General features: G+C 70.8%; 24 protein-coding genes. 15 read left to right on the top strand and 9 right to left on the bottom strand.

The annotated features are described in order from the left end of the window. Window positions 1-15: 15 nt before the first annotated feature. The 5 genes from ACH4SP_RS15105 to ACH4SP_RS15125 all read left to right on the top strand — a co-directional run bounded on the left by ACH4SP_RS15105 (window position 16) and on the right by ACH4SP_RS15125 (window position 4,341). Window positions 16-903 (top strand): SDR family oxidoreductase, encoded by an 888-nt coding sequence (locus tag ACH4SP_RS15105; RefSeq protein WP_398414675.1) that lies wholly within the window; start codon window positions 16-18, stop codon window positions 901-903. A gap of 103 nt (window positions 904-1,006) precedes the next feature. Then, on the top strand, window positions 1,007-2,446 hold the full coding sequence (locus ACH4SP_RS15110; protein ID WP_398414677.1) for a sensor histidine kinase: 1,440 nt from the start codon (window positions 1,007-1,009) through the stop codon (window positions 2,444-2,446). After that, complete coding sequence (locus tag ACH4SP_RS15115) at window positions 2,443-3,135, top strand: response regulator (RefSeq protein WP_398414679.1); 693 nt, start codon at window positions 2,443-2,445, stop codon at window positions 3,133-3,135. The genes ACH4SP_RS15110 and ACH4SP_RS15115 overlap by 4 nt, the downstream gene beginning before the upstream one ends. A 93-nt stretch (window positions 3,136-3,228) precedes the next feature. Continuing rightward, window positions 3,229-3,813 (top strand): Uma2 family endonuclease, encoded by a 585-nt coding sequence (locus tag ACH4SP_RS15120; protein ID WP_398414681.1) that lies wholly within the window; start codon window positions 3,229-3,231, stop codon window positions 3,811-3,813. Window positions 3,814-3,840: 27 nt separating this feature from the next. Next, a complete protein-coding gene (locus tag ACH4SP_RS15125; protein ID WP_398414683.1) occupies window positions 3,841-4,341 on the top strand; it encodes a tetratricopeptide repeat protein in 501 nt (166 codons plus the stop codon). Between the two features lie 444 nt (window positions 4,342-4,785). On the opposite strand, the gene ACH4SP_RS15130 is transcribed toward ACH4SP_RS15125, so the two are convergent. Further along, window positions 4,786-5,451, bottom strand: coding sequence for a M15 family metallopeptidase (locus ACH4SP_RS15130; protein ID WP_398414685.1), 666 nt, complete (start codon window positions 5,449-5,451; stop codon window positions 4,786-4,788). 180 nt (window positions 5,452-5,631) lie between these two features. On the opposite strand from ACH4SP_RS15130, the gene ACH4SP_RS15135 reads away from it, so the two are divergent. Next, a complete protein-coding gene (locus ACH4SP_RS15135) occupies window positions 5,632-6,090 on the top strand; it encodes a hypothetical protein (RefSeq protein ID WP_398414687.1) in 459 nt (152 codons plus the stop codon). Between the two features lie 61 nt (window positions 6,091-6,151). Here ACH4SP_RS15135 and ACH4SP_RS15140 read toward each other — a convergent pair whose 3' ends face one another. The 4 genes from ACH4SP_RS15140 to ACH4SP_RS15155 all read right to left on the bottom strand — a co-directional run bounded on the left by ACH4SP_RS15140 (window position 6,152) and on the right by ACH4SP_RS15155 (window position 8,494). Beyond that, the gene (locus tag ACH4SP_RS15140; RefSeq protein ID WP_398414690.1) at window positions 6,152-6,580 is read right to left on the bottom strand and encodes a hypothetical protein; all 429 of its coding nucleotides are present in this window, start codon (window positions 6,578-6,580) and stop codon (window positions 6,152-6,154) included. Then, complete coding sequence (locus ACH4SP_RS15145) at window positions 6,577-6,843, bottom strand: hypothetical protein (RefSeq protein ID WP_398414692.1); 267 nt, start codon at window positions 6,841-6,843, stop codon at window positions 6,577-6,579. Before ACH4SP_RS15145 ends, ACH4SP_RS15140 begins: the two co-directional genes overlap by 4 nt. 105 nt (window positions 6,844-6,948) lie before the next feature. Next, window positions 6,949-7,836, bottom strand: coding sequence for a hypothetical protein (locus ACH4SP_RS15150; RefSeq protein WP_398414694.1), 888 nt, complete (start codon window positions 7,834-7,836; stop codon window positions 6,949-6,951). Between the two features lie 229 nt (window positions 7,837-8,065). Then, window positions 8,066-8,494 (bottom strand): hypothetical protein, encoded by a 429-nt coding sequence (locus ACH4SP_RS15155; protein ID WP_398414696.1) that lies wholly within the window; start codon window positions 8,492-8,494, stop codon window positions 8,066-8,068. A gap of 135 nt (window positions 8,495-8,629) precedes the next feature. Here ACH4SP_RS15155 and ACH4SP_RS15160 point away from each other — a divergent pair, with 135 nt between their 5' ends. From ACH4SP_RS15160 to ACH4SP_RS15180, 5 genes are all read left to right on the top strand, one after another. Beyond that, on the top strand, window positions 8,630-9,466 hold the full coding sequence (locus ACH4SP_RS15160) for a Scr1 family TA system antitoxin-like transcriptional regulator (protein WP_398414698.1): 837 nt from the start codon (window positions 8,630-8,632) through the stop codon (window positions 9,464-9,466). Further along, window positions 9,463-9,699, top strand: a complete 237-nt coding sequence (locus ACH4SP_RS15165; RefSeq protein WP_398414699.1) for a DUF397 domain-containing protein — start codon at window positions 9,463-9,465, stop codon at window positions 9,697-9,699. The genes ACH4SP_RS15160 and ACH4SP_RS15165 overlap by 4 nt, the downstream gene beginning before the upstream one ends. Window positions 9,700-9,703: 4 nt before the next feature. Further along, window positions 9,704-10,099: a VOC family protein gene (locus ACH4SP_RS15170; protein ID WP_398414701.1), complete on the top strand. Its 396-nt coding sequence runs from the start codon at window positions 9,704-9,706 to the stop codon at window positions 10,097-10,099. Window positions 10,100-10,242: 143 nt separating this feature from the next. Continuing rightward, complete coding sequence (locus tag ACH4SP_RS15175) at window positions 10,243-11,790, top strand: substrate-binding domain-containing protein (RefSeq protein ID WP_398414703.1); 1,548 nt, start codon at window positions 10,243-10,245, stop codon at window positions 11,788-11,790. Between the two features lie 81 nt (window positions 11,791-11,871). After that, window positions 11,872-12,441: a hypothetical protein gene (locus ACH4SP_RS15180; protein WP_398414705.1), complete on the top strand. Its 570-nt coding sequence runs from the start codon at window positions 11,872-11,874 to the stop codon at window positions 12,439-12,441. Window positions 12,442-12,473: 32 nt separating this feature from the next. Here ACH4SP_RS15180 and ACH4SP_RS15185 read toward each other — a convergent pair whose 3' ends face one another. Next, window positions 12,474-13,826 (bottom strand): lipase family protein, encoded by a 1,353-nt coding sequence (locus ACH4SP_RS15185; RefSeq protein ID WP_398414707.1) that lies wholly within the window; start codon window positions 13,824-13,826, stop codon window positions 12,474-12,476. A gap of 266 nt (window positions 13,827-14,092) precedes the next feature. Then, complete coding sequence (locus ACH4SP_RS15190) at window positions 14,093-15,376, bottom strand: adenylosuccinate synthase (protein WP_398414709.1); 1,284 nt, start codon at window positions 15,374-15,376, stop codon at window positions 14,093-14,095. Between the two features lie 209 nt (window positions 15,377-15,585). Between ACH4SP_RS15190 and ACH4SP_RS15195 the strand changes: the two genes are divergently transcribed. After that, on the top strand, window positions 15,586-16,455 hold the full coding sequence (locus ACH4SP_RS15195; protein WP_398415087.1) for a diacylglycerol kinase family protein: 870 nt from the start codon (window positions 15,586-15,588) through the stop codon (window positions 16,453-16,455). 32 nt (window positions 16,456-16,487) lie between these two features. On the opposite strand, the gene ACH4SP_RS15200 is transcribed toward ACH4SP_RS15195, so the two are convergent. Next, on the bottom strand, window positions 16,488-16,916 hold the full coding sequence (locus ACH4SP_RS15200; protein ID WP_398415089.1) for a GbsR/MarR family transcriptional regulator: 429 nt from the start codon (window positions 16,914-16,916) through the stop codon (window positions 16,488-16,490). 196 nt (window positions 16,917-17,112) lie between these two features. Between ACH4SP_RS15200 and ACH4SP_RS15205 the strand changes: the two genes are divergently transcribed. Together ACH4SP_RS15205 and ACH4SP_RS15210 are read left to right on the top strand one after the other, a co-directional pair. Further along, window positions 17,113-18,024, top strand: coding sequence for an ATP-binding cassette domain-containing protein (locus ACH4SP_RS15205; protein ID WP_398414712.1), 912 nt, complete (start codon window positions 17,113-17,115; stop codon window positions 18,022-18,024). After that, window positions 18,021-19,646 (top strand): ABC transporter permease, encoded by a 1,626-nt coding sequence (locus ACH4SP_RS15210; protein ID WP_398414714.1) that lies wholly within the window; start codon window positions 18,021-18,023, stop codon window positions 19,644-19,646. The genes ACH4SP_RS15205 and ACH4SP_RS15210 overlap by 4 nt, the downstream gene beginning before the upstream one ends. Before the next feature lie 411 nt (window positions 19,647-20,057). On the opposite strand, the gene ACH4SP_RS15215 is transcribed toward ACH4SP_RS15210, so the two are convergent. Next, entirely contained in the window at window positions 20,058-22,016 is a 1,959-nt protein-coding gene (locus ACH4SP_RS15215) for a protein kinase (protein WP_398415091.1), read from the bottom strand. A 360-nt stretch (window positions 22,017-22,376) separates the two neighbouring features. Here ACH4SP_RS15215 and ACH4SP_RS15220 point away from each other — a divergent pair, with 360 nt between their 5' ends. Next, complete coding sequence (locus ACH4SP_RS15220) at window positions 22,377-23,738, top strand: aspartate aminotransferase family protein (RefSeq protein WP_398414716.1); 1,362 nt, start codon at window positions 22,377-22,379, stop codon at window positions 23,736-23,738. The last annotated feature ends 87 nt before the right edge of the window (window positions 23,739-23,825 follow it).

Raw genomic sequence — 23,825 nt, forward strand, 5'->3', positions numbered from 1 at the left:
CCTAACGTGTCCCTCATGACGAACACGGAGAACGTGCAGAAGGTACTCGTCACGGGTGCCACCGGAACGGTCGGCCGTCAGGTAGTCGCCGAGCTCCTCGCCCGCGGCGCCTCGGTCCGCGCCCTCACCCGCGACCCTGCGAAGGCCGACTTCCCGGCGGAGGTCGAGGTCGTACGGGGCGACCTGACCGACCCGGCGTCGCTCGCCCCCGCGCTGGAGGGCGTCGAAGCGGCCCATCTGATCGTCTTCGGCGAGGGGTACGCCCCGCTGGACACCGGCGAGGAGATCGTGGCGCTGGCCGCGAAGGCGGGCGTACGGCGGCTGACGGTCCTGCACGGCGGCGGCGAGTCACCTCTTGAGGACGCGGTGCGCGGCAATGGACTCGGCCTCCGGTGGACCGTGCTGATGCCGGTGGAGTTCATGGCCAACGCACTGGGCTGGGCCGACGGCATCCGCAGCCACGGCCGCATCGAGGAGCCGTACGCGGACCGGCTCAGCTCGATGGTGCACGAGGCGGACATCGGTGCGGTCGCCGCGGTGGCGCTGCTGGACGAGGCACGGGACGCCCGCCACCACGGCAGGGCGTACGTCATCACCGGCCCGGATGTGCTGACCCTCCACGACAAGGTGCGCGTCATCGGCGCTGCGCGCGGCGAGCCCGTCGGCCTCGTCGAGCTCACCGAGGGGCAGGCAGTGGAGCGGATGCGGGCGGCCGGAATGCCGCAGGAGACCATCGATTTCATGCTGTACGTGTACGGGAACACCCCGGTGGAGGGGCGCACGGTCGCGACCACGGTCCAGGACGTCACGAGACGCCCGGCGCGGACCTTCGAGGAATGGGCGGCGGACCACGCGGCGGCGTTCCGCACGAAGCAGCAGGGGAAGCGGGCGCAGGAGAAGTAGGCGCGGCGGAGCGGGGCGGGCGCCGCGTAGTACCTGGGACGGACGCGGAAGGTAGGCGTACGGGCGGACGACCGGGCCCCTTGCGCGCCTTACCTTGGGAAACGTGACCCAGACGCCCCGCACCCGCAGCCGCAGTCCCGAGTTCCGCCTTGCCCTCCGCGCGTGGCAGGGGCTGCGCGAAGATCTCCTGCGCGCGCCCTTCGCCGTCCGTCCGCTGCCGCCGCTGCGGACGGACGGGCCGGTCCTGGGGAGGCTTCCCGAGCGGATACGGGAGCCCGCACGCTGGTCCGTGCACGCACTCGTCCTCGGCTGGGCGCTCATCACCTTCGCCATCGGCTACGAGGCGGCGGACGACGGGATCGAGGGCGTGATCTACGGCCTCTGCAGCGCGGTCCCGGTCGCACTGACGCTCATCCGCCCCGTGCTCGCCTGGTGGACCTGTCTGCTGGCGGCCCTCCTCACGGGAGGCATCGGAGGCTTCCAGGGCGGCTGGCCCTGGCAGCCGGGCAGCATCGCCGCGGTGCTCGTCGTGATGACGGTCGTCGCCGCCAGGACCCGGCCGAGGACCGCCGCCTGGATGTGGGTGCTCGCCACGGCCTACAGCCTGCTGGTCGTCGCCCAGGGGCGAGTGTCGAATTACACCTACAACGCTCCGCAGGTGCTCATCGCCGCGGCATTCCTCCTCTTCGTCGTGTCCCTCGTCCACACCCGCAGGGCCGGCCAGCGCGAGGTCGTCGCCCAGATGTCCGTCACCGCCGTCGAGCGCGACCGCCGCACCCTGCTCGAAGAGCGCACCACCATCGCCCGCGAGCTGCACGACGTCGTCGCGCACCACATGTCGGTGGTCGCCATCCAGGCGGAGGCAGCCCCCTACCGGGTGGAGAACCCGCCGCCCGAACTGGAGCAGGCCTTCGCCACGATCCGGGAGAACGCGGTGGCGGCCCTCACCGAGCTCCGCCGCGTCCTGGGTGTCGTACGGGCGTCGGACTACGAGGCCCCCGACGCCCCGCAGCCCCGGCTCGCCGACCTCACCCGCCTCCTGGACAACGTCCGCGACACGGGCCTGGACGTCGAACACGCCACCACGGGCGCGGTCCGCGAGCTGCCGCAGGGCGTCGAGCTGTCCGCGTACCGGATCGTGCAGGAAGCGCTGAGCAATGTGCTGCGGCACGCGCCGGGGGCGTCCGCCCGCGTCGAGGTCGGGTACGTGCTCGGCGGCCTCGGCCTCCGGGTGGTGAACGGCCCGGGTACGGCCGACGCCCCGCCGTCGCCCGGCGCGGGGCACGGCGTGACCGGCATGCGGGAGCGGGTCGCCATGCTGGACGGCGAGATGACGGCGGAGCCGACGGCGGAAGGGGGCTTCGAGGTGACGGTGTTCGTACCGGTGGCGACGACCGCGCCGGAGACGGTGCGGGACGCGGTGCCGGAGACGGTGCGGGACGCGGTGCCTGGGCCGGTGGAGGTGCCCGTGCAGGTGCCCCCGCAGGGACCTGCACCGGCGGCCGAGGACACCGCCCCGCAGCTCCGAAAGGCCACCCCGTGACGCTCACCCCCGCCCCTGCCTCCACCATCCGCGTACTGATCGTCGACGACCAGATGATGGTCCGCGAGGGCTTCTCCGTCCTCCTCAACGCGATGCCCGACATCGAGGTCGTCGGCGAGGCGGTCGACGGCCGGCAGGCGATCGCCCAGGTCGCGGCCCTGCACCCGGACGTCGTCCTGATGGACATCCGGATGCCCGAGCTGAACGGCATCGAGGCGACCCGCGAGATCGTCGCCGCGAACGCGGACGCGAAGGTGCTCGTCCTGACCACCTTCGACCTCGACGAGTACGTCTACCAGGCCCTGCGCGCCGGAGCGTCCGGCTTCCTCCTCAAGGACGCGTCCGCCCGCCAACTCGCCGAGGGCGTAAGGGTGGTGGCGGGCGGTGATGCGCTGCTCGCCCCCGCCGTCACCAAGCGCCTGATCGCCGAGTTCTCGAAGATCTCCGAACCGACCGGCGCCCGGCAGCCCGTGGCCCTCGCCCAGATCGGCGACCTCACCGACCGCGAGACCGAGGTCCTCGTCCTCATCGCCCACGGCCTCTCCAACGGCGAGATCGCCTCCCGCCTGGTCGTCGCCGAGTCCACGATCAAGACCCACGTGAGCCGGATCCTGGTGAAACTGGGCCTGCGGGACCGCACCCAGGCGGCGGTCTTCGCGTACGAGGCGCGGCTGGTGAGGCCGGGGTAGGGGGTGATCACCCGTTCGGGCGAACCGACAGGAATCGGGCCCGACTCCTGTACGGGCTCGCCACACTGGTGCTCACCTGGCAGGAGGGGCACCATGACAACCATGGCTGAACGCATGGCGCACATGACGGTCGACGAGTTCGAGAAGTTCGCCGCCGTGGAGTCCGAAACCGTCAGGCTGGAATTCATCGCCGGGCGGATCGGGGCCAAGAAGGTGACAGACGGGGACCACGGTGCGATCACCATGTGGTTGTTGCGCCATTGCATGCAGATGCGGCCCGACCTCGACCTCAACCCCACGCAGGGGCTGAAGGTCGAGACGTACCGCAACGGCCGTGCTCGCCCGGACGGAACCCTGGCTCCGGTCGCACACTTCGCGGGGCAACCGGACTGGGCCGATCCGGAAGGCGTGCTGATGACGGTCGAGATCACCTCGTACGACTCGGACACCGATCACCGGGACCGTGTCGAGAAGCCCCCGGCCTACGCGGCAGCAGGCATCCCGGTGTACCTGCTCATCGACCGGGACAGCTGCGAGGTGACGGTCTTCAGCCAGCCGGACCGGGAGAGTGGCAAGTACGTGGACGCCCACAAAGTGGCCTTCGGCTCCATGATCACGTTGCCGGACCCGGTGGGCATCGAGTTGGACACGGAGATCCTGAAGAACTTCGTTCGCTGACCCACCACCCCCTGCGATCATGCCCGCATGACCCCTCCCCAGGACCGCGACACCCTCCTCGCCGAAGCCGTCGCCCTGCGCACGGCAGACCGTACCGAGGAGGCCCGCCAGTGCTTGCTCACGCTGGGGGAGCGCTTCCCCGACGACGCGGAGATCGCCTACCAGACGGCGTGGGCGCACGACAGGCTCGGCCTGGAGACGGAGGCTGCGCCCTTCTACGAGAAGGCCCTGACCGGGCAGCTCTCCTCCACCGACCGGCGCGGCGCACTGCTGGGCCTCGGCAGTACGTACCGAATCCTCGGCCGGTACGAGGAAGCGGTACGGACCCTCCGCACCGGGACGGAGGAATTCCCGGCCGACGGAGCACTGCGCACCTTCCTGGCGATGGCCCTCTACAACGTGGGCGAGGCCCACGAGGGAATGCAGCTCCTGCTCCACCTGCTCACGGAGAGCAGCGAGGACCCGGGCGTACGGCAGTACCGAGCAGCGATCAACCACTACGCAAAGGACCTCACGGAAACCCTGTAACCAGCGAACCACCGCCACCGCCACCGCCACCGCCGTCTCCTTGGGCAGCGGGGCCGCCCCCCCCGGGGGCGGGGCGGGACGGGTGGGCAAGGGGGCGGCCCCCACGCGGAGCGCACCCTCCCCCGACCGCACGCCCTCGCCACCGCACCCCGTGACCCGCGACCGCGTCCCGTGCGGGCCGGTGGGCCGCTTCGCGGATTCGGCCCCTCCCCGCCCCTCCACCTAAACCGCTCGCCGCGGGGCGGGTGGGTGGGTTGTACGTGCGGGTGCGTCGTGGCTGGTCGCGCTCGCGCGGCGGAGCCGCATGTCCAGTACAGCCCCGCGCCCCTAAAGGGGCCGGTGGGCAGTGTGCGGGTGCGTCGTGGCTGGTCGCGCTCGCGCGGCGGAGCCGCATGTCCAGTACAGCCCCGCGCCCCTGAAGGGGCACGGCTGCGCCGCGCGTCCTCAAGCGCCGGCCGCACCGAGCGGACGCGGTCCGTACACCGCCGCCCTCGCCCCCGTCCCCAGCGCCCAGTACCTGTCCCCGTACGACCAGTGCCACCACTCCGTCGGGTAGTTGACCAGGCCCGCAGCCGTCAGTGCCGTTCCCAGTACCGCCCGGTTCGCCCGGCCCTCCGGGGAGACGCCCGGTCCCTCCGTGTAGCAGGCCCCCGCGCTCTCCTCCGGGCTCGCGTTCATCCGCGTCCCCATGTCCAGTTCGCGGCCGTCCGCGTCCGCGAGCGTCAGGTCCACCGCTCCGCCCGCGCTGTGCGGAGCGATCTCCGGCGGCGATACGTAGCGGCTCGCCGCACTGCGTAGTTCCGCCGCGTTCCAGTCCGGGTTCAGGGCCCGCAGTTCCGCCGCGTACTCCTCGAAGTACTCCCGCTGGAGCTCCGGCGGCCGGTATCCCTCCACGATCACCAGCCGCAGGCCGTCCGGAAGCAACTCCTGGGCGTGGAGCAGGCGTTGGACGACACCTTCCCTCAGGTGCGCGTACGCCCCCGCCGCGTCCAACCGTTCGCCCCCCGTCCGCAGCCCGCTCTTCCGTACGTCCACGAGCGGCTCGCCGCACTCCTCCACCGGTATGGCGGCGATCTTCGGGTCGGCCATCAGCACGATCTCAGCAGTCATCGAACGATGATCTCGTACGCCCCACCGTGCGCTCCCGGCGCACCTCCGCGCCCCCGCCGCCATTCGGGTATCAGCAACGCACCGCCCGTCGTGGGTGGAACAGGGTGTGACGGGGGGCTGCCAACCCGCCGCCCCTTCCACCAAGTTGGCCAGTTGGGCCAGTTGCCACCGGAAGGTCCCATGCCCCGCATCCGCCGCGCACTCTCCGCCGCCCTTGCCACGGCCGCCCTGCTCGCGGCCCCTGCGCTCGTCCCCACCGCAGCGGCCGTCCCCGTCCCCGCCCCGGAATGCGGGGGTGCCGTGCTCGACTGGACCGAGCCGGGGGATGCCGGAGCCCTGTACCAGGGCCTGGTCCACTCCGAGCAGCACGGCAGCTCCGCAGCAGCCGCCGGTTTCCTCGTGCACCTCACGCTCGACAGGTTCCGTCTGGAGACCGACGCGGCCCACGGCACCGAACAGTGGGAGATCCGCCGCTACTTCGACGATCCCGCCCCGTCGGTCTTCTTCCGGTCCCCGTCGGGCGACACCGTCCTCAGCCATCCCCGGTGCGAGGACCCCGACCGCCCCACCCGCGTCACCAGCACCACGGCCACCGTCGAGGGCAACGAGACGGGCCGCTTGACCCGCGCCGCGTTCTGACCTTCTCCGCTGCCAGGGGTGGGGCCCGGCTCGCACCCGGGCCCCACCCCTGTTCCACTCGTCAGTCGTCGAGACGAATGGCTCGCACGCCGGTGTCCTTGTAGCGCTCAGGGGTACGGGTCAGAACCGGCCGTCCCCGTGGCCACTCGAGCGACGGCAGGGCGAGGTGCAACGCGTGTGCACCGCTCCAGTCGCCGTGCTCAGCCACCGCCCTCGCTCCGCGCAGCAGCTTCCCGACCGCAGCCGCCCCCGCGAGATCGAGTTCCGTGATGTCCACCGACAACAGTGCGCCCACGTGCTCGGCGACCCCCGCCCGTTCCGCTTCCGCGGATGCCAGGCAGCACGCCGGTACGTAGACCCTGAGCGACGGGTCCTTCTCGGCCTGCACCACGAGCCGGGACGCCATCCTGTTTCCCGCACCGAGCGCGAGCGTCGCGGTGTCGTCCAGGACGACTGCACGCGGCGGCGGGTACTCCGCCCGCCCCGTCACTGGACCTCACCGATCCGTCCGGCCACGATGTCGGCCCACAGGGCCTCTCCGGCCTTCTCGTCCTCTTCGGTGTACGGGCCGCCAAGGAAATGCTCTTCCACGTACGCCTTCGCCGCCTCGTACCGCTGCTGCTGCTCCTCCTTGGTGGGGGTGGCTCCGGCGAGCTGGCCCACCAGGTCCCGCATCGACATGCCTCGCTCGCGTGCGAGTTCCAGCAGCCGGTCTCGGACGGCGGGGGCAACCTTGATCGTGGTGTCGGGCATGCGCTCAGTATACCGCTGGTATACCCGCTCAGGGCGTTCCAGTAGGACGGTCATGACACTCCATTTCTTCGGTGGAACCGGCCTGGGTTTTCCCGGGCCGGAGGTCTATGCGGTGGCCGGGGCCACCGGTGGGCGCATTGCCGCGCGTACCGCTTCCGCGCCCCGTCGGGTCGCCTCGGCGAAGGCCTCGACGACCTCGCCGAGGGCGACCGGCTCACCCGGTTCCCGTGGCGTACGGGAGGCCGCCCGCGCCTTCTCTGCCGCGCAGGCCGAGCAGCGGCCCGGCCGGACCAGGCCCGCCCCGCACCCCTCGCACTTCTCCCGCAGCACCGGCTGTACGGGCGCCTTCGGCGGCGGCAGCCGGTCGCACTTGTTGTTCAGCCGGTACTGGAACATCGCGTACGTCGACTGAACCTGCTCCGGCAGCCCGCGCGTCAGCAGGTGCCGCAATGCCGGCTCCGTCACCCCCGCCTCCCAGCAGTGCATGACCTGTGGTGCGAGCCGAAACGCCTCGGGGATGGAGAGGGACAGCTCGGCCGGGCCGTTCTTGCAGAGCGCGTGCAGGAACCGGGCCGCCTTGCCCTTGAGGGCGGCGGCGGTGGAGTCGGAGTCGTCGCCGTCCGACGGCGGGGGTGGGGCCGGGCTCGGAACCTCTGAGGTTGGTTCTTTCAGAGAGGTATTGGAAACCGAAGGTTTGCCTCCCGTGTCCCCGGACGGTGCCGCACCGGAGGCCAGGTTTCGGCCATCTTGGGGATTGTTCCGCCCGGCCCCGTCTTCACCCTCCTCGCGACCCCGGTCGTACGGGGTGTCGAACACCTCATAGTGCGTGGCGAGTTGGCCCGTCACCGGGTCGCTGGCCGTCGGGCGACGCAGGTATCCGGCTTCTTCCAGCTCACGGAGGGCGCCCGCGATCCGGTCGCGCCCTTCCTTCCGCTGTTTCGCCAGGTCCCGCACGTTGGCGGTGGCGCACTCGGGGAGGCTGAGGAGGTACATCAGTACGCCTGCCGCGCACCACGAAATGCGGCGATCGCGAAGGAGTTCGTTCGTGAAGATGGAAAACGCGCGCGTGGGCACGGTACGGTGAATCCGCATTGGGAGGTGCTTCTCCTGTTGCCGGGCCCCCAGGTGTTGCTAGCACCGTGGGGGCCGTCTTGTGCATATGCCTTTGTGTGGACCATCGGAGCGGTTCAACTTCGCGATGTGCAAGTTGAGTTGAGGTTCTTCACCCGTGTGAGTGACTCCATTCCTCGAACATCGCCGCTGCCGTCGCACACAGCAGCATCGGATGTACGAACCTCCCCGCCTCCAGTGGCGAACAGCGCCACGAGAGCGGCCAGGTGGGGCCGTGGAGTGCGGGCACAGGGACGTAACTGACCGTCCCAGGCGTCGAGTTGAAGCACTCCGCCTCGCGCGGCCAGGCGCGGCCTGCGGTGCTGTCGGGCGCGCAGAGGAAGTAGACGCCGCGCCGGCCGTTCGCCTCCAGAACGATCGGACCGGGTGCGCCGCCGGTGAGCAGCTCCAGGCGGTCGGCGAGCGCGCGGCCGGGTTCGTCGTCGACGCGAACGGCGTCGAAATGCACGCCTGCTTTGCGGAGTTGGAAGCCGGAAGCGGGAATCCAGGACAGGTTTAGTTCTCTTGTTTGTGCATCCACGGGGACATTGTGTGGTCGCCTCGTTACGGTTTTCTCAGGCGCGCCAGAAGGGTTGAACTGCCTTTGTGGCGAGTTGAATTCGGCGGGGAACAGTTGAGACCGGTTGAGTCCGGTTGAGGCGGAGTGGTGGTCGCGATGGCAAGTTCCGAGAACAAGGAATCCGCAGGTCCGACGGCGAGGTACGTGGCCAAGGTGGCCAAGAGGATGCGTGAGAAGAGGGGGTGGAGCCAGGTAAAGCTCGGAAAGGAGTTGGGGTTTACGGGGGCGGCCGTGAGCGCTATGGAGACGCTGGCCCAGCCGGTGAGCGACGAGATGTTGGTCGCGCTGGAGCGGGTGATGGGGGATGGGACCGGGGTCTTCGAGGAGGCACGGGAGGGGGTTCGGATGGAGAAGTATCCGGTGTACTTCCGGGATTACGCGCTACTGGAGGAGAAGGCGCGCAGCCTGATGACGTACGCAACCATGGCGATCCCCGGGCTGTTCCAGACGGAGGCCTACGCGCGCGCCCTGATCGGTATGGACTTCCCTCCTCTGGCAGCGGCCAGGGTGACGGAACTGACCGACGCACGGATGGCTCGCACCAGCATCTTCGATCGTGAGCCGTCCCCGCTGATCGAAGCCGTCATCGATGAGGCGGCACTCCGTCGGCCGTTCGGTACCCGCGAAATCATGCACGGCCAGCTCCTCCATCTGGTGGAGCTCGGAAAGCGCCGCAATGTCACACTCCAAGTCATGCCCTTGAACAGGGGACTCTCCGGAGAACACGCGGGCGGGCGAGGCGAGTTGCAGCTCATCGAAACGGCCGACCTTCTTCGCTTCGCCTACCTTGAAGCACAGGGCGAGAGCATGCTGATCGGCGATCCCGCAAAGGTAAGTCTGCTCACCCAGCGATATGCGAAGATCCGGGCACAGGCCCTCAGCTCGGAGGATTCACTGGGCCTCATCGAACGGTTGGCAGGAGAGTACAGATGAGCAACACCCTCCGGTGGTTCAAGTCGAGCTACAGCGACGGCGGCGGCGGGGAATGCCTCGAAGTCGCCTACGACTGGCGGAAGTCGAGCTACAGCGACAGCGGCGGCGGCAACTGCGTCGAGGTCGCCACCTGCCCCCACACCATCCACATCCGCGACTCCAAGAACCCCACCGGTCCCACCCTCACCGTCGCCCCCGCCGACTGGTCCGCGTTCGTCGCGTGGGCCGCGTAGTCACGTGCCGCACCTCGGCCTCGTGGCCCTGGTCGTGCGCGACTACGACGAGGCCATCGCCTTCTACACCAACGCCCTCGGCTTCGACCTGCTGGAAGACACCCGGATCGACGACGAGAAGCGGTGGGTCGTCGTCGCGCCGCCGGGAGCGCGGGAGACGGCCGTGCTCTTGGCGAAGGCCTCAACTCCCGCGCAGGAAGCCGCGATTGGTGACCAGACCGGCGGTCGTGTCGGCTGGTTCCTGAACACCGACGCGTTCGGCCGCGACTACGCGCGCATGCGGGCGGCCGGTGTCGTCTTCGAGGAAGAGCCCCGGCACGAGCCGTACGGCACGGTCGCCGTCTTCCAGGACCTCTACGGAAACCGCTGGGACCTCCTCCAGCTGAACCGCAGCAGCTGACACTGCGGAAGGCTGAACTCCCCGAGAACATCCCCTAGCTCTCTCGCCCCCGCCGAACCACCCCCATACCGTGGCCCTCCGCTCAACGAGCAACCCGCTCGACGATCAACCCGAGCAAGCCGCAGAGGCAGGGGCAGTAGGCCGTGGAATGGGTCAGTGCGGAGAACGTCATTGCGGTGTGCACCGCCGTCCTCGGCATCATCGCGTCCGCCGCCGCGCTCTGGTACGAGCGCCGGGTGCCGCGTCGCAAGCGCGTCGGGTATCGGGTGCAGATGGATACGCCGATAGGCAGCGACGTGGGGACCGGGCGGGCGAACGTACGGCTCGGGCTGTTCCGCGAGACGCCCGGGGTGGACATGTCCGACGCCACCCTCGTCCTGCTGCGGATCGAGAATGACGGTTCGCAGAGCATCGCCGACAACGACTACACGGGCATCGACCTGCACGGGCTGACCGTCGAGTTCGAGGACCGGACGATCCGGGGTGTGGCCGTCACCCAGCCCACCGGCTCCGAGCACCTGATGGACCACTTCACCCCGTCAGGGGGCATGCGCAACACCGAGAACCTGCTCCATCTGCCGCGCGTTCCGCTCAACAGGGGTCAGCACTTCAAGCTGCTGGTGCTGCTCACCGGCGCCCCCGTGGGCAGTGCGGTACGGGTCAGCGGCGGGATCAGGGACGGAGAGGTGATGCCCAACCGCAGCACCACGCCGGACGACAAGCCGCCGCTCTTCAGCAGATCCGCGCGCATCATCACCGTACTGATGACGGCCTGTGTGATGACGCTGGCCACGATCATCGTCGTACGGGAGGACGCGCCGCCCATCGGGTGCGAGCGCGGCACGCTCAGGGTCGTGGGATCGACCGCGTTCGCGCCGGTGGCAAGGGAGTTGGCGCAGAAGTACACCTCGGACTGCCCGGGTTCCACGATCCGCGTCGAGACTCACGGCAGCAACGCGGGCCTGGACGAACTCGTCCGGGAGGGCGCCCGGGTGGGGGCGAAGGGCGGTTCGCCGGGGGTGATCGCCCTGTCGGACGGGCCCCGGCCCAAGCGGTACACGCAGCTGCGGGAGGACCGGGTCGCGGTGTCCGTGTTCGCCGTGGTCGTCAACGACGCCCTGCCGGTGCGCGACCTCTCAGCCGCCGACCTGCGGAAGATCTACCGGGGCGAGATCCGCGACTGGAACCACTTCGCGGGAGTGCCGCGTTCGCCCCGCCGCCCCATTCTCCTCGTCAGCAGGAACGCCAGCTCCGGCACCCGCGAGGTGTTCCAGCGCCGCGTCCTGAACGGCCTGGAGCCCGCCAACTCCTCCCGCGACTGCGAGAGTCCCGACTTCCCGAGTGCGCCGGTCGTACGGTGCGAACTCACCAGCACCGAGGAGGTGCTGGACACCGTGGCCCGCCTCCCCGGAGCCATCGGCTACAGCGAACTGCGCTCCGGCACCCCCCTCAAGGGCATCCGCCGGCTGAGCATCGACGGCGCGGCCCCCTCGGTGGACGACATCGGCGACACGTCGTACCCGTACCGCGAGATCGAGTACGCCTATACGTACGGCCGCCCGCCTGCCGACTCGCTCGCCTCCAGCTTCCTCACGTACATGGGCCGGGGCGGAGGTCAGGAGATCATCCGCACCCACGGACATCTGCCGTGCGCGACGCCGAAGGGGCTGCGGGTGTGCGGAGAGGGGTGAGCGCCCGTCTCCGCCGTGCGGCGGAGACGGATGGTCAACAAGCTTGATCCGCCGCTCCGTTGGGCCGAGAACGATGAAGCCATGAACACGACATGGGCCCCCGTCGCCCCGCCCCTGCCGGCTCCCCTGCCGGCTTCCCCGCCCCGGCAGACCGCCCGGCCCGTCCCCCGCTGGGCCGAGCTCGTCGCCCACGCCATCCCGCTCGTCGGGCTGCCGGTCTGCATCTGGCGGCTGCCGTTCGCGTTCGGCTTCACCATGGGCAGCACCCAGGAGGACGCCCCATGGGGCTGGTGGATGATCCCGTACGTGTTCGGGCTCAGCATCCTCTCGGAGGCGTTCGCCCTGCTCAGCTTCGGGCTGGTGCGCAGCTGGGGCGAGGTGGTCCCGGCCTGGGTGCCCCGCCTCGGCGGACGCCGCATCAGCCCGTGGGTGGCCGTCGTCCCCGCCACGATCGGCGGCCTGATCATGACCGCGCTGCTCGTGGACTGGGTACTGAGCGTCACGCTGGGCCTCGGCGGCGGCTTCCCGTACGAGGACGGCTGGCGGCAGCTCGCCATGACGATGAGCGGTCTGCTCAACCTGTGGGGCCCGCTGGTGCTGATCCTGACGTACGGGTACTGGCGCCGTCGGCGTGGCGAGCCGACCGCGTAAGTCCTCGTGCCGGACGGCCCGCCCCGCCCCCACTACCCCGCCGTCGGAACCTCCGGCTCCAGCGAGTTGCCCGCCGGGATGCGGCCGCAGTCCGAGGGGGCCTTCTTGCCCGCGAACCGGTCGTTCAGCCAGCCCAGGGCGGTCGGCGCCCACGGCACGGCGGCCCCGACGTGGCTCAGCAGCTCGAACTGCTGGTACTTGATCGCCGTGTTGCCCTTGTCGCAGTACTGCCGCGCCAGCGCCCGCACGTCCCCGGAGACCATCACCCCGTCGCCCCTTCCGATGCCCGGAAGGTTGCTGAGGGTCCCCTCGAAGACGCCTCCGTTGCCCTGTGCGATGTAGCCGGGGATCTGCGGGGTGGCGGCCGAGCCGAGGTTGAGCTTGTTCACGGCCTCGATGAAGGGGCCCACCGAGTTGGGGTTCTCGTACTGCGGCTTCACCAGCTTCTTCCAGGTCAGCCCCGGGTACTGGCCCAGCGCGTTGGCGATCGACGCTTTCTCCAGCTTCTTGAAGACCTTCAGGCCGTAGTCGTTCAGATAGGGCTTGAAGTCGATGTCGTACGCGCGGGCGGCCCCGATGACGGCCATGGGTGCGACGCCCGCCCAGATCGAACTGCCGCTGATGTACTTGAGGTTGTGGGACGGGTTCACGAGCAGCCCGCCCTCGGCGTACCCGACCAGCCTCCTGTTGACGTCCGGCGCGTAGTTCGGGGCGAGGACGGCGGCCCAGTGGGTGGCGATGGCCCCGCCGGAGTATCCGGCGAGCCCGAACCGGGTGGTGGAGTTCAGCCCGGTCTCCGGGGCCTTGCTCGCGGCCCGGATCGAGTCGAGGGTGTTCGTCCCGTACTCGGGACCGGCCGCGAAGTTGGCGGTCTGCCCCTCGGTGTCCGGGATGACGACGTTGTAGCCCGACAGCAGCAGGGGGGCGAGGAGGAGCGACTCGCCGTTGGCGATCGCCCCGCCGAGGGAGACGTCGCCGGCGATCGCCCGGGAGGGCCCGTGCTCGGGGTCGAGGGAATCGTAGAACGACTGGTACGACACCGCCTTGCTGCTGTCGCCGTTCGGACTGCGCACGACCGAGGTCACCCCGGCGGACGGCCGCCCCTGGGCGTCGACCGTGCGGAACAGCAGCTGAACCGCCTTGACCGGCGTCGCGATGCCGAGGACGTGGTAGTTCAGCGTCCGTGTCTTCAGCACGTCGCCCGGGGCGTACGAGGCCAGGGGCTTGCTGCCGTCGTAGGTGTAGAAGGAGTCCGTCGCGGCGGCCGACGAGGCAGCGGGAACAGTGGAGGGGGCAGCCGAGGCGGTGGCCGCCATGGGGACGGCGGTGACGGCCAGAACGGTGACGACGGCGGTGGCCAGCTTGCCCAGTGCGATGCGGTGCATGGTTCCCTCGGATTCGTCTCGTGGAACACGGGGATGACGTGGGGGTGTTACCTAGCGGTAACAGCGCCGCAAGTTACCAAGTGGTACGCCTGCTGACCAGAGTTCTCACAAAGAGGGGTGGGGCGGACCTGCCCAGGGGGGCGCCCCGGCCGTGGTCCAGGCATGCCGAAGGGGGTGCCCCGGCCGTGGTCAGGACATGGCGAAGGGGGCGCCCGGACCGTGGTCCGGACGCCCCCTTCTGGTGCCGCTCGCTCCTGGGACAGGTCCTAGATGAAGGAGTTGATCTCGATCGTCTCGGTGCGGCCGGGGCCGACGCCGATCGCGGAGATCGGGGCGCCGGACATCTCCTCCAGGGCCTTCACGTAACGCTGCGCGTTCTTCGGCAGGTCGGCGAAGGTCTGGGCCTTGGTGATGTCCTCGGACCAGCCGGGGAGCTTCTCGTAGATCGGCTTCGCGTGGTGGAAGTCGGTCTGCGAGTACGGGAGCTCCTCGACGCGCTTGCCGTCGATCTCGTACGCGACGCAGACGGGGATCTCCTCCCAGCCGGTCAGCACGTCCAGCTTGGTGAGGAAGAAGTCCGTCAGGCCGTTCACGCGGGTCGCGTAGCGGGCGATCGGGGCGTCGAACCAGCCGCAGCGGCGGTCACGGCCGGTGGTCACACCGCGCTCGCCACCGATGCGGCGCAGCGCCTCGCCGTCCTCGTCGAACAGCTCGGTCGGGAACGGGCCCGCGCCGACTCGCGTCGTGTAGGCCTTCAGGATGCCGATGACGCGGCTGATCTTCGTCGGGCCCACGCCCGCACCCGTGCAGGCGCCGCCCGCGGTCGGGTTCGAGGAGGTGACGAAGGGGTACGTGCCGTGGTCGACGTCGAGCAGGGTGCCCTGGCCGCCCTCGAAGAGGACCACCTTGTCGTCGTCCAGCGCCTTGTTCAGGATGAGCGTGGTGTCGGCGACGAAGGGCTTGATCTGCTCCGCGTACTGGAGCATCTCCTCGACGATCCGCTCGGCCTCGATGGCGCGGCGGTTGTAGAGCTTGGTGAGCAGCTGGTTCTTGGTCTCCAGCGCCGCTTCGACCTTCTGGATGAGGATCGACTCGTCGTAGAGGTCCTGAACGCGGATGCCGGTGCGGTTGATCTTGTCCGCGTACGTCGGGCCGATGCCACGGCCGGTCGTACCGATCTTCCGCTTACCGAGGAACCGTTCCGTCACCTTGTCGACAGTGACGTTGTACGGCGTGATCAGGTGTGCGTTTCCGCTGACCAGAAGCTTGGACGTGTCGACGCCGCGGTCGTTCAGACCACTCAGCTCGGAGAGCAGGACGGCGGGATCGACGACGACACCGTTTCCGATGACCGGCGTGCACTCAGGAGAGAGGATTCCGGAAGGGAGAAGATGCAGCGCGTACTTCTGGTCGCCTACGACAACCGTGTGGCCGGCGTTGTTGCCGCCCTGGTAGCGCACTACATAATCGACGGATCCACCGAGCAGGTCGGTGGCCTTTCCCTTGCCTTCGTCACCCCACTGAGCACCGAGCAGCACAAGTGCGGGCACAGGCGTACACCCCTTCCGGGCGGGGCATGTCCAAGGTCAGGGGCGTACGCGATGACGTGCGTCGACGATGCGTCGATGCGTGCATCACGTGCCTTGACCGCTGAACCGCTGCCCCGGAATAGACGAAGCCCCTGGCGCAATAGCGCAAGGGGCTCTTGCACAAAGATGCTACCCGAGGAAGGACCGAGGTGTCGGCTCCCGACCAGCTCATGGTGGTCATCGACCCGGTCGCCCGGCGCATGGACGGCGAGTCCGTGCGTATCGCGAAAGATGTGTTGTGCGCCGGGGCGCGCGCCAAAATTTGTCTTCCCGAGACCCCCGAGGAGTTCGCGCGGGCGCTCTCCCGCCGGGGCAGCCGGCGGCCGGTGGTGATCGGCGACGACCGGGCGCTGCTGCGGACGGTGGGCCTGCTGCACCGGGAGAGGGAGCTGGCGGACGGCGGCCCGGTGGGGGTGATTCCGGTGGGCCAGGCCGTCTCCCTCGCCCGCTCCCTGGGTGTTCCGGCGGACACGGTGGCGGCGGCGCGCGCGGTCCTGGACGGAACGGTTCGCCGCCTCGACCTGCTGGTCGACGACAGCGACGGGGTGGTGCTCGGCGGGCTGCGGGTGCCGGGGGCGGTCGCCGCCGCCCCGCCGTCGGCGTGGTCGGCCTGGTCCCCGTGGACCGCCTGCCGGTCGTTCGTACGGACGCTGGTGCGGCCCGCGCCCCTGCACCGGCTGCGGACGTACCCGCTGCGGGTGGAGGCGGACGGGGTGCTGCTCAGCGACCTGGACGAGCCTGTGGAAGGGGTTTCGGTACGGGCGCGGGGCGGCCGGGCGGAGGTCGTGGTGGTCCGGGACTCCGCCGCCGACGGTGTCGATGGTGCCTGTGGCGCCGATGGTGCCTGTGATGCGGACAGAGCCAACGGCGCCGTCGGCTCCCACCGCAACGGCCGGGTGACGGCGGAGGCCCTGACCGTGACCATCTCGGGCCCGGACTTCCGCTACCGGGCGGACGAGGTGGTGGGCGGCCCGGTGCGGACCCGGACCTGGACGGTGCGGGAGGGGGCCTGGGGGCTGGTGGTGCCGAGGGCCCCATAGGGGCGCGGGGCTTTTCCGGCCATGCGGAAGCGCTAGGACCCGTTCTGGTCCAGTTCCGCCCGGTGCTCGCGCCAGCGGTCCATCATCAGCGGGATCTCCTTCTGGACGAAGGCGAAGAAGTCCGCCGATTCCGCTATCCGGCGGCCCGCCGGGCTGTCCGGGCCGAGGAGTTCGGCGCCCTCCAGGAGGACCGCCTCCCAGCGGACCAGGATCTGGTCGCGGCGGCCGAAGGCCTCGTACCAGAGCTGGTCGTGCAGGAGGTAGCGGTCACGGCGGGTGCCCGGTTCGCGTTCCCGGCGGACCATGCTGACGTGGGTGAGGTAGCGGACGGCGCCCGAGACCGCGGCCGGGCTGATCTGCAGCTGTTCGGAGAGTTCCTGCGAGGTCAGTGAGCCGGTGTCCGAGGCGAGCAGGGCGGCGAACACGCGGGACGCCATCCGCTGCATGCCCGCGTCCGTCATCTCGCCGGCGAAGCGCTCGACGAAGCGAGACACGGCCTGCTCGTGAGGGCCCGCCGCGGTGGCTCCGGTGTGTTCGGGGCGTTCGGTGTTGTTGTCGCTGGTCACTGGCACATCGTCTCCCCTGCTCGGCCGTTCACCGGAGTTTATACGGTTCCTTAACTTCACAAGTTTGTGAAGTGCGCGTACGTTCAGAAACATGACCAACGCAATCAGCGTGGCCGAACTGCACAAGTCGTTCGGCCGGACGCATGCACTGGACGGCCTGGACCTCGAAGTCCGGGCGGGCGAGGTTCACGGCTTCCTCGGGCCCAACGGGTCGGGGAAGTCCACCACCATCCGGGTCCTCCTCGGTCTGCTGCGCGCCGACTCGGGTGCGGCGCAGCTCCTGGGCGGCGACCCCTGGCGGCACGCGGTCGCACTGCACCGGCGGATCGCGTACGTACCGGGCGACGTCACCCTCTGGCGGAACCTCTCGGGCGGTGAGGTCATCGATCTGTACGGGAAGTTGAGGGGCGGCCTCGATCCGGCGCGCCGCGCCGAACTGATCGCGCGCTTCGAGCTGGACCCGACCAAGAAGGGGCGTACGTACTCCAAGGGCAACCGGCAGAAGGTCGCCCTGGTCGCGGCCTTCGCGGCGCGGGACGTGGACCTGCTGATCCTGGACGAGCCGACCAGCGGCCTCGATCCGCTGATGGAGTCGGTCTTCCAGCGGTGCGTGGCCCAGGCCAGGGAGGACGGCCGGACCGTGCTGCTGTCCTCGCACATCCTGAGCGAGGTGGAGACCCTCTGCGACCGGGTCAGCATCATCCGGCAGGGGCGGACCGTGGAGACGGGCTCGCTGACGGAGCTGCGGCACCTCACCCGTACGTCGATCACGGCCGAGCTGGCGTCCGCGCCGAACGGGGTGGCCGCGCTGCCCGGCGTGCACGACGTCGACGTGCAGGGCAACCGGATCCGCCTCCAGGTCGACACCGACAAGCTGGACGCGGTGCTCGGCGCGCTCACCGCGTCGGGGGTGCGGTCGCTGACGAGCACGCCGCCGACGCTGGAGGAGCTGTTCCTGCGGCACTACAGCGACGACCGCGAGGAGGAGGTGGCGGCGCGATGAGCACGCTGACGGCCACTTCGGCAGCCGCTTCGGCGGGTGGGCAGGCCGGGCGTCAACTCGCCGGTACCGGAACCCTGTTGAGGCTCGCACTGCGCCGGGACCGGCTCATGATGCCGGTGTGGGTGCTGGTGCTCGGGCTGACCATGAGCAGCGGGGCGGGGACCGTCGAGGGCCTGTACGGAACGGCCGCCCAGCGTGCCGAGGTGGCCGGGTCGATGGCCGCGAGCGGATCGCTGCGCGCACTGTACGGGCCGGTCTTCGACCCCTCGGTGGGCGGCCTGGTGGCCTGGCGGCTCGGCGGGTTCGTGGCGCTGATGGCGGGCGCGATGAGCCTGGTCGTCGTCGTACGGCACACCAGGGAGGAAGAGGAGACCGGGCGGCAGGAGATGCTCTCGGCCGCCATGGTCGGCCGCCGGGCCCCGCTGGCGGCGGCGCTCCTCGCCGCGCTGATCGCCAACGCGGCGCTGGTGCTGATCACCGTGGGCGGGCTCGCGTCGTCCACGGGGGACGCGCGCGGGGCGCTCGCGCTGGGGCTCGCGATCGGCGCGACGGGGATGTTCTTCGCGGGGGTCGCCGCGGTGACGGCGCAGCTCAGCGAGAGCGCACGGCTCGCGAAGGGCCTCGCGGTGGCGGTGCTGGGCGCTTCCTTCGTACTGCGCGCGGCGGGCGACGCGGCGACCACCGACGCCTCCTCCGTACTGAACTGGATCTCACCGCTCGGCTGGACGGAGAACGTCCGGCCGTACGGCGACGAACGCTGGTGGGTCCTCGCCCTGCTGGTGGCGGGCGCGGTGGCCCTCGCACTGGGCGCGCAGTCGCTCGCCGGGCGGCGCGACGTCGGCATGAGCTTCCTGCCCGCACGGCCGGGCCCCGCCGACGGGCGGCTGTCGTCCGCGTACGGGCTGGCCTGGCGGCTGCAGCGGGGGAGCGTGGCGGCGTGGGCGTGCGGGTTCCTGCTGTGCGGGCTGCTGTTCGGCGGGATGACGGAAGGTGTGACGGACCTCGTCGGAGGCAATGCGCAGACCGCAGAAATCTTCCAACGAATGGGCGGCAAGCAGGAATTGAGCGAGGCGTTCCTGGCGGCGATGGTCGGAATGCTGGGGATGGTCGCCGCCCTGTACGTGGTCTCCTCAGTCCTGCGCCTGCACGGCGAGGAGACGTCCCAGCGGGCGGAACCGGTGCTGGCGGGGGCGGTGGGACGGCTGCGGTGGGCGGCCGGCCATCTGCTCATCGCGTTCGGCGGAGCGGTGGTGGTACTGCTCGCGGGCGGCCTGGGACTCGCGCTCGGACACGGGCAGGACGTCGGGGCGGTGCTCGGGGCGTGCCTGGTGCAGGTGCCGGCGGTGTGGGTGCTGGGCGGACTGGCGGTACTGCTGTACGGCTTCCTGCCGCAGGCGGCTCCGGCCGCTTGGGGGTTGACCGGGCTGTGCCTGGCCGTCGGGTGGATCGGCCCGGTCCTCGACCTGCCGTCGACGCTGATGAACCTCTCGCCGTTCGGCCACTTGCCGAAGCTGCCGGGCGGGGAGCTGGGCTGGACCCCGGTCCTGGTACTGGGGGCGCTGGCGGTGGGTCTGGTGGGTGCGGGACTGGCGGGGCTGAGGAGGAGGGACGTGGGTTCTTAGGGGCACGGGGCTGTGCTGGACGTGCGGCTCCGCCGCGTGGGCGCGCCCACCGGCCCCGTTAGGGGCGCGGGGAACTGCGCGGCCAGCCACGACGCACCCGCACGATGATCTCCAGCCCCGCGGCGAGCGGTTTAGGTGGAGGGGCGGGGAGGGGCCCATCCGCGAAGCGGCCCACCGGCCCGCACGGGGCGCGGTCGCGGGGGCGTGCGGTCGCGGAGGGGGCGTGCCGCAGTGGGGGCCGCCCCCTTGCCCACCCGTTCCGCCCCCGGGGGGCGGCCCCGCTGCCCAAGGAGGCTGGGGGTCGGCGGCGGCAGCCGCCCACGGGGGCGGGCATTTAGGGGCGCGGGGAACTGCGCGGCCAGCCACGACGCACCCGCAGGTGACCACCCGCCGCCCCACGCCAAGCGTCCCTCACTGCGACTTTGTGTAGGTCACCGATTTGTTGTCGGCTGTCGTGCGGCGCATGCGGCCGTCCGGTAGCAGTACCAGTTCCGATTCCCGGCCCGGCGTGCACGTCGCCGCGGGGCCGATGACGACGCGTGACGGGCCCAGGTGGATCGGCCCGTCCGGCGGGGTCGCCGAGGTCAGCTCCGCCTCGAAGAGGCAGTGGTAACTCCCGTTCCCCGTCGGCCCGTCGGCCGTGAGCGACATGACGGTGTCGCCGTTCTCGCCCTGCCGGAGGGTGAGACCGCGGCTGCTCGTACCGGCGTCACCGCCCACCGTGCCCTGCCAGGTGCCGAGGAAGCCGCTCGGTACGGTGCCGGACGTGGTGGGCGTGCCGCTGCCCGGGCCGGAGGGGGTGTCGGAGACGGTCGGCCCGCCGGACGGAGACGTGGAGCCCTGGGTGGAGGGCTGGTTGCTGGGTGCCCCGGCCCCGACGGGCTGCTTGTCCCCGTCACCGCCCTGCATGATCGCGTAGACCGAACCGCCCGCGCCGATCGCGACGACGAGCGCCACGGCGATCAGCGCGAGCGTGGAACGGCTGCTGCGGGGCGGCGGCTCGGGCGCCCCTGACCCGGGGGGACCGCCCTGGTACGGGTAGCCGTAGCTGCCCGGCGGGGTGGAGTAGCCGTACGGATCGGGGGCGCGGGGCCCGTAACTCCCGTACTGCGCCTGCGGATTGGGGTATCCGTACGGGCCGGGCACGGCGGGGGCGCCGCGCGGCGTACCGGGCGCGGGCGGCCCGTCGGGGCTGCTGGGTACGTCCGGCGTGCCGGACTGGGGCCCGACGACGAGGGTGGGCAGGGAGTGCACACCGGCCCCGTTGCCGGGAGCGCCGGGCCCGGGCGGAGCGCTGGGGGAGCCGGAACCGGAGCCGGAGTCGGAGTCGGTGCCGGAGCCAGGGCCGGGGCCGGGGCCCGAGTCGGAGCCGCCGGGGGGATCCACCGCTTCCGGGGGATCTGCCTTGCTCAGCAGCACGGTCCCGCCGGTCGCGGGCGGCAGAGCTCCCGTCGGCAGCGACGTCGTCGGGTTCTCCAGATCCAGCAACTGCACCGCGTGGATGCCCAGTTGGGCGACCAGGGCCGCCGGGAGCCACGGATCGCCCGGCGTGCCGGCCGGGCCCGTACGAGCCAGGATCTGGGGGAGAGTGGGGCGCGCGGCGGGCGGCTTCTGGAGACAGTCGCGGATCAGGTCGTGCAGGGACTCCGGTACGTCCGTGAGGTCCGGCGGCTCCTGCGCGATGCGGAACATCAGCGCGTGCACGCCGCTGTGGGACGTACCGAAGGGGAGGCGGCCGGTGGCGGCGAAGGCCAGGACCGAGCCGAGGCAGAAGATGTCGCAGGCCGCGGTGACCCGGTCGCCGCGGATCTGCTCCGGGGCCATGAAGCCGGGGGAGCCGACCAGCGCGCCGGTGCGGGTCAGCCCGCTGTCGGTGACCGTTTCGAGGGCGCGGGCGATGCCGAAGTCGATGACGCGCGGGCCGTCGATGGTGACCAGGACGTTGGAGGGCTTGAGGTCGCGGTGGATCAGCCCCGCGGCGTGGATGTCCTTCAGGGCGCGGGCGAGGCCGGCGGCCAGGACGAGGACCGAGCGTTCGGGGAGCGGGCCGTGGCCGCCGGAGACGACCTGCTGGAGGGTGGGGCCCGCCACGTAACCCGTGGCCACCCACGGGACCTCGGCCTCCGTGTCCGCGTCGAGGACCGGCGCGGTCCACCGGCCGCCGACCCGGCGTGCCGCCTGCACCTCCTGGCGGAAGCGCGAGCGGAACTCCTCCTGCTCGGCGAGTTCGCGCCGTACGAGCTTCACCGCGACGGTGCGGCCGCGGTCCGAGCGGGCCAGGTAGACCTGGCCCATCCCGCCCGCGCCGAGGCGCGCCAACAGGCGGTAGGCGCCGATGCGTTGGGGGTCCGAGGGCCCCAGTTTCTCCATGGCCATGACTGCTGCGCCACCCTCCCCCGATGTGCTCGCGATGGGCCGAGGATAGTGCGGCCGTACGACAATCAGGTCCGCCGATCGCTACCGTTCGGTCACCGTCGGTTGCATCTAGGGGCGCGGGGCAGCATCGATCTGCGGCTTCGCCGCGTGGGCGCGACCAGCCACGACGCACCCGCACGTAATCACTCGCCCCGAGGGCCCGGCTCGCCCCGAGGGCCCGGCTCGCCCCGAGGGCCCGGCTGGGCCCGGGGGCCCGCAGGGGGCCCAGGGGGTCGACACCCTGCCGACCCCCGCGCCCCAACCCGTACAAGATGGTCATGGTGCCCAACACCCCCGACTCCCTACCCTCCCCCCATGACCCCTCACCTCGCCCCCGACCCGGAACGTGGCGCAGCCGTCAAGGCCGCCGACCGGGCGCACGTGTTCCACTCCTGGTCCGCCCAGGGCCTGATCGACCCCCTGGCTGTCGCCGGCGCGGAGGGTTCGTACTTCTGGGACTACGAGGGCAACCGCTACCTCGACTTCACCAGTGGCCTCGTCTTCACCAACATCGGCTACCAGCACCCCAAGGTCGTCGCGGCGATCCAGGAGCAGGCCGCCACGATGACGACCTTCGCCCCCGCCTTCGCCGTCGAGGCGCGCTCGGAGGCGGCGCGGCTGATCGCCTCGCACACCCCCGGTGACCTCGACAAGATCTTCTTCACCAACGGCGGCGCGGAGGCGATCGAGAACGCCGTCCGCATGGCCCGCCTGCACACCGGCCGCCACAAGGTGCTCGCCGCCTACCGCTCGTACCACGGTGCGACGAACACGGCGATCAACCTCACCGGCGACCCGCGCCGCTGGGCCTCCGACAACGGGTCCTCGGGGACCGTCCACTTCTGGGCGCCGTTCCTCTACCGGTCCGCGTTCTACGCGTCGACCGAGGAGGAGGAGTGCGCACGCGCACTCCAGCACCTGGAGGACACGATCGCCTTCGAGGGGCCGGGCACCGTCGCGGCGATCGTTCTCGAAACGGTTCCCGGCACGGCCGGGATCATGACCCCGCCCCCGGGCTACCTCAAGGGCGTCCGCGAGATCTGCGACCGGTACGGGATCGTGTTCGTCCTGGACGAGGTCATGGCGGGCTTCGGGCGTACGGGCAAGTGGTTCGCGGCCGATCACCACGACGTCGTACCGGACCTGATGACCTTCGCGAAGGGCGTCAACTCGGGTTATGTGCCGCTCGGCGGCGTCGCGATCTCGGCGGCGATCGCGGAGACCTTCGAGAAGCGCCCCTTCCCGGGCGGGCTCACCTACTCAGGCCACCCGCTCGCCTGCGCCGCCGCCGTCGCCACCATCAAGGTGATGGAGGACGAGAAGGTCGTCGAGAACGCCGCCCACATCGGCGCCACCGTCATCGAGCCCGGCCTGCGCGACCTCGCCGAGCGCCACCCGAGCATCGGCGAGATCCGCGGCACGGGCATGTTCTGGGCGCTGGAGCTGGTCAGGAACCGCGAGACCCGCGAGCCGCTGGTCCCGTACAACGCGACCGGTGCGGACGCCGCCCCGATGGCCGCCTTCGGCGCCGCGTGCAAGAAGAACGGCCTGTGGCCCTTCATCAACATGAACCGCACGCACGTCGTACCGCCGTGCAACGTCACCGGGGCCGAGGCCAAGGAGGGCCTGGCGGCACTGGACGAGGCGCTGACGGTGGCGGACGAGTACGCGGGGTAGCGAGACGTAACGATACGTAACGAGATGTAGCGAGGCGTGGCGAGGCGTAGTGATACGCCGGGTAACCCACCTCTTGTACCGCTCCGG

The sequence above is a fragment of the Streptomyces sp. NPDC021093 genome (assembly GCF_044333135.1).
GTDB lineage: Bacteria > Actinomycetota > Actinomycetes > Streptomycetales > Streptomycetaceae > Streptomyces.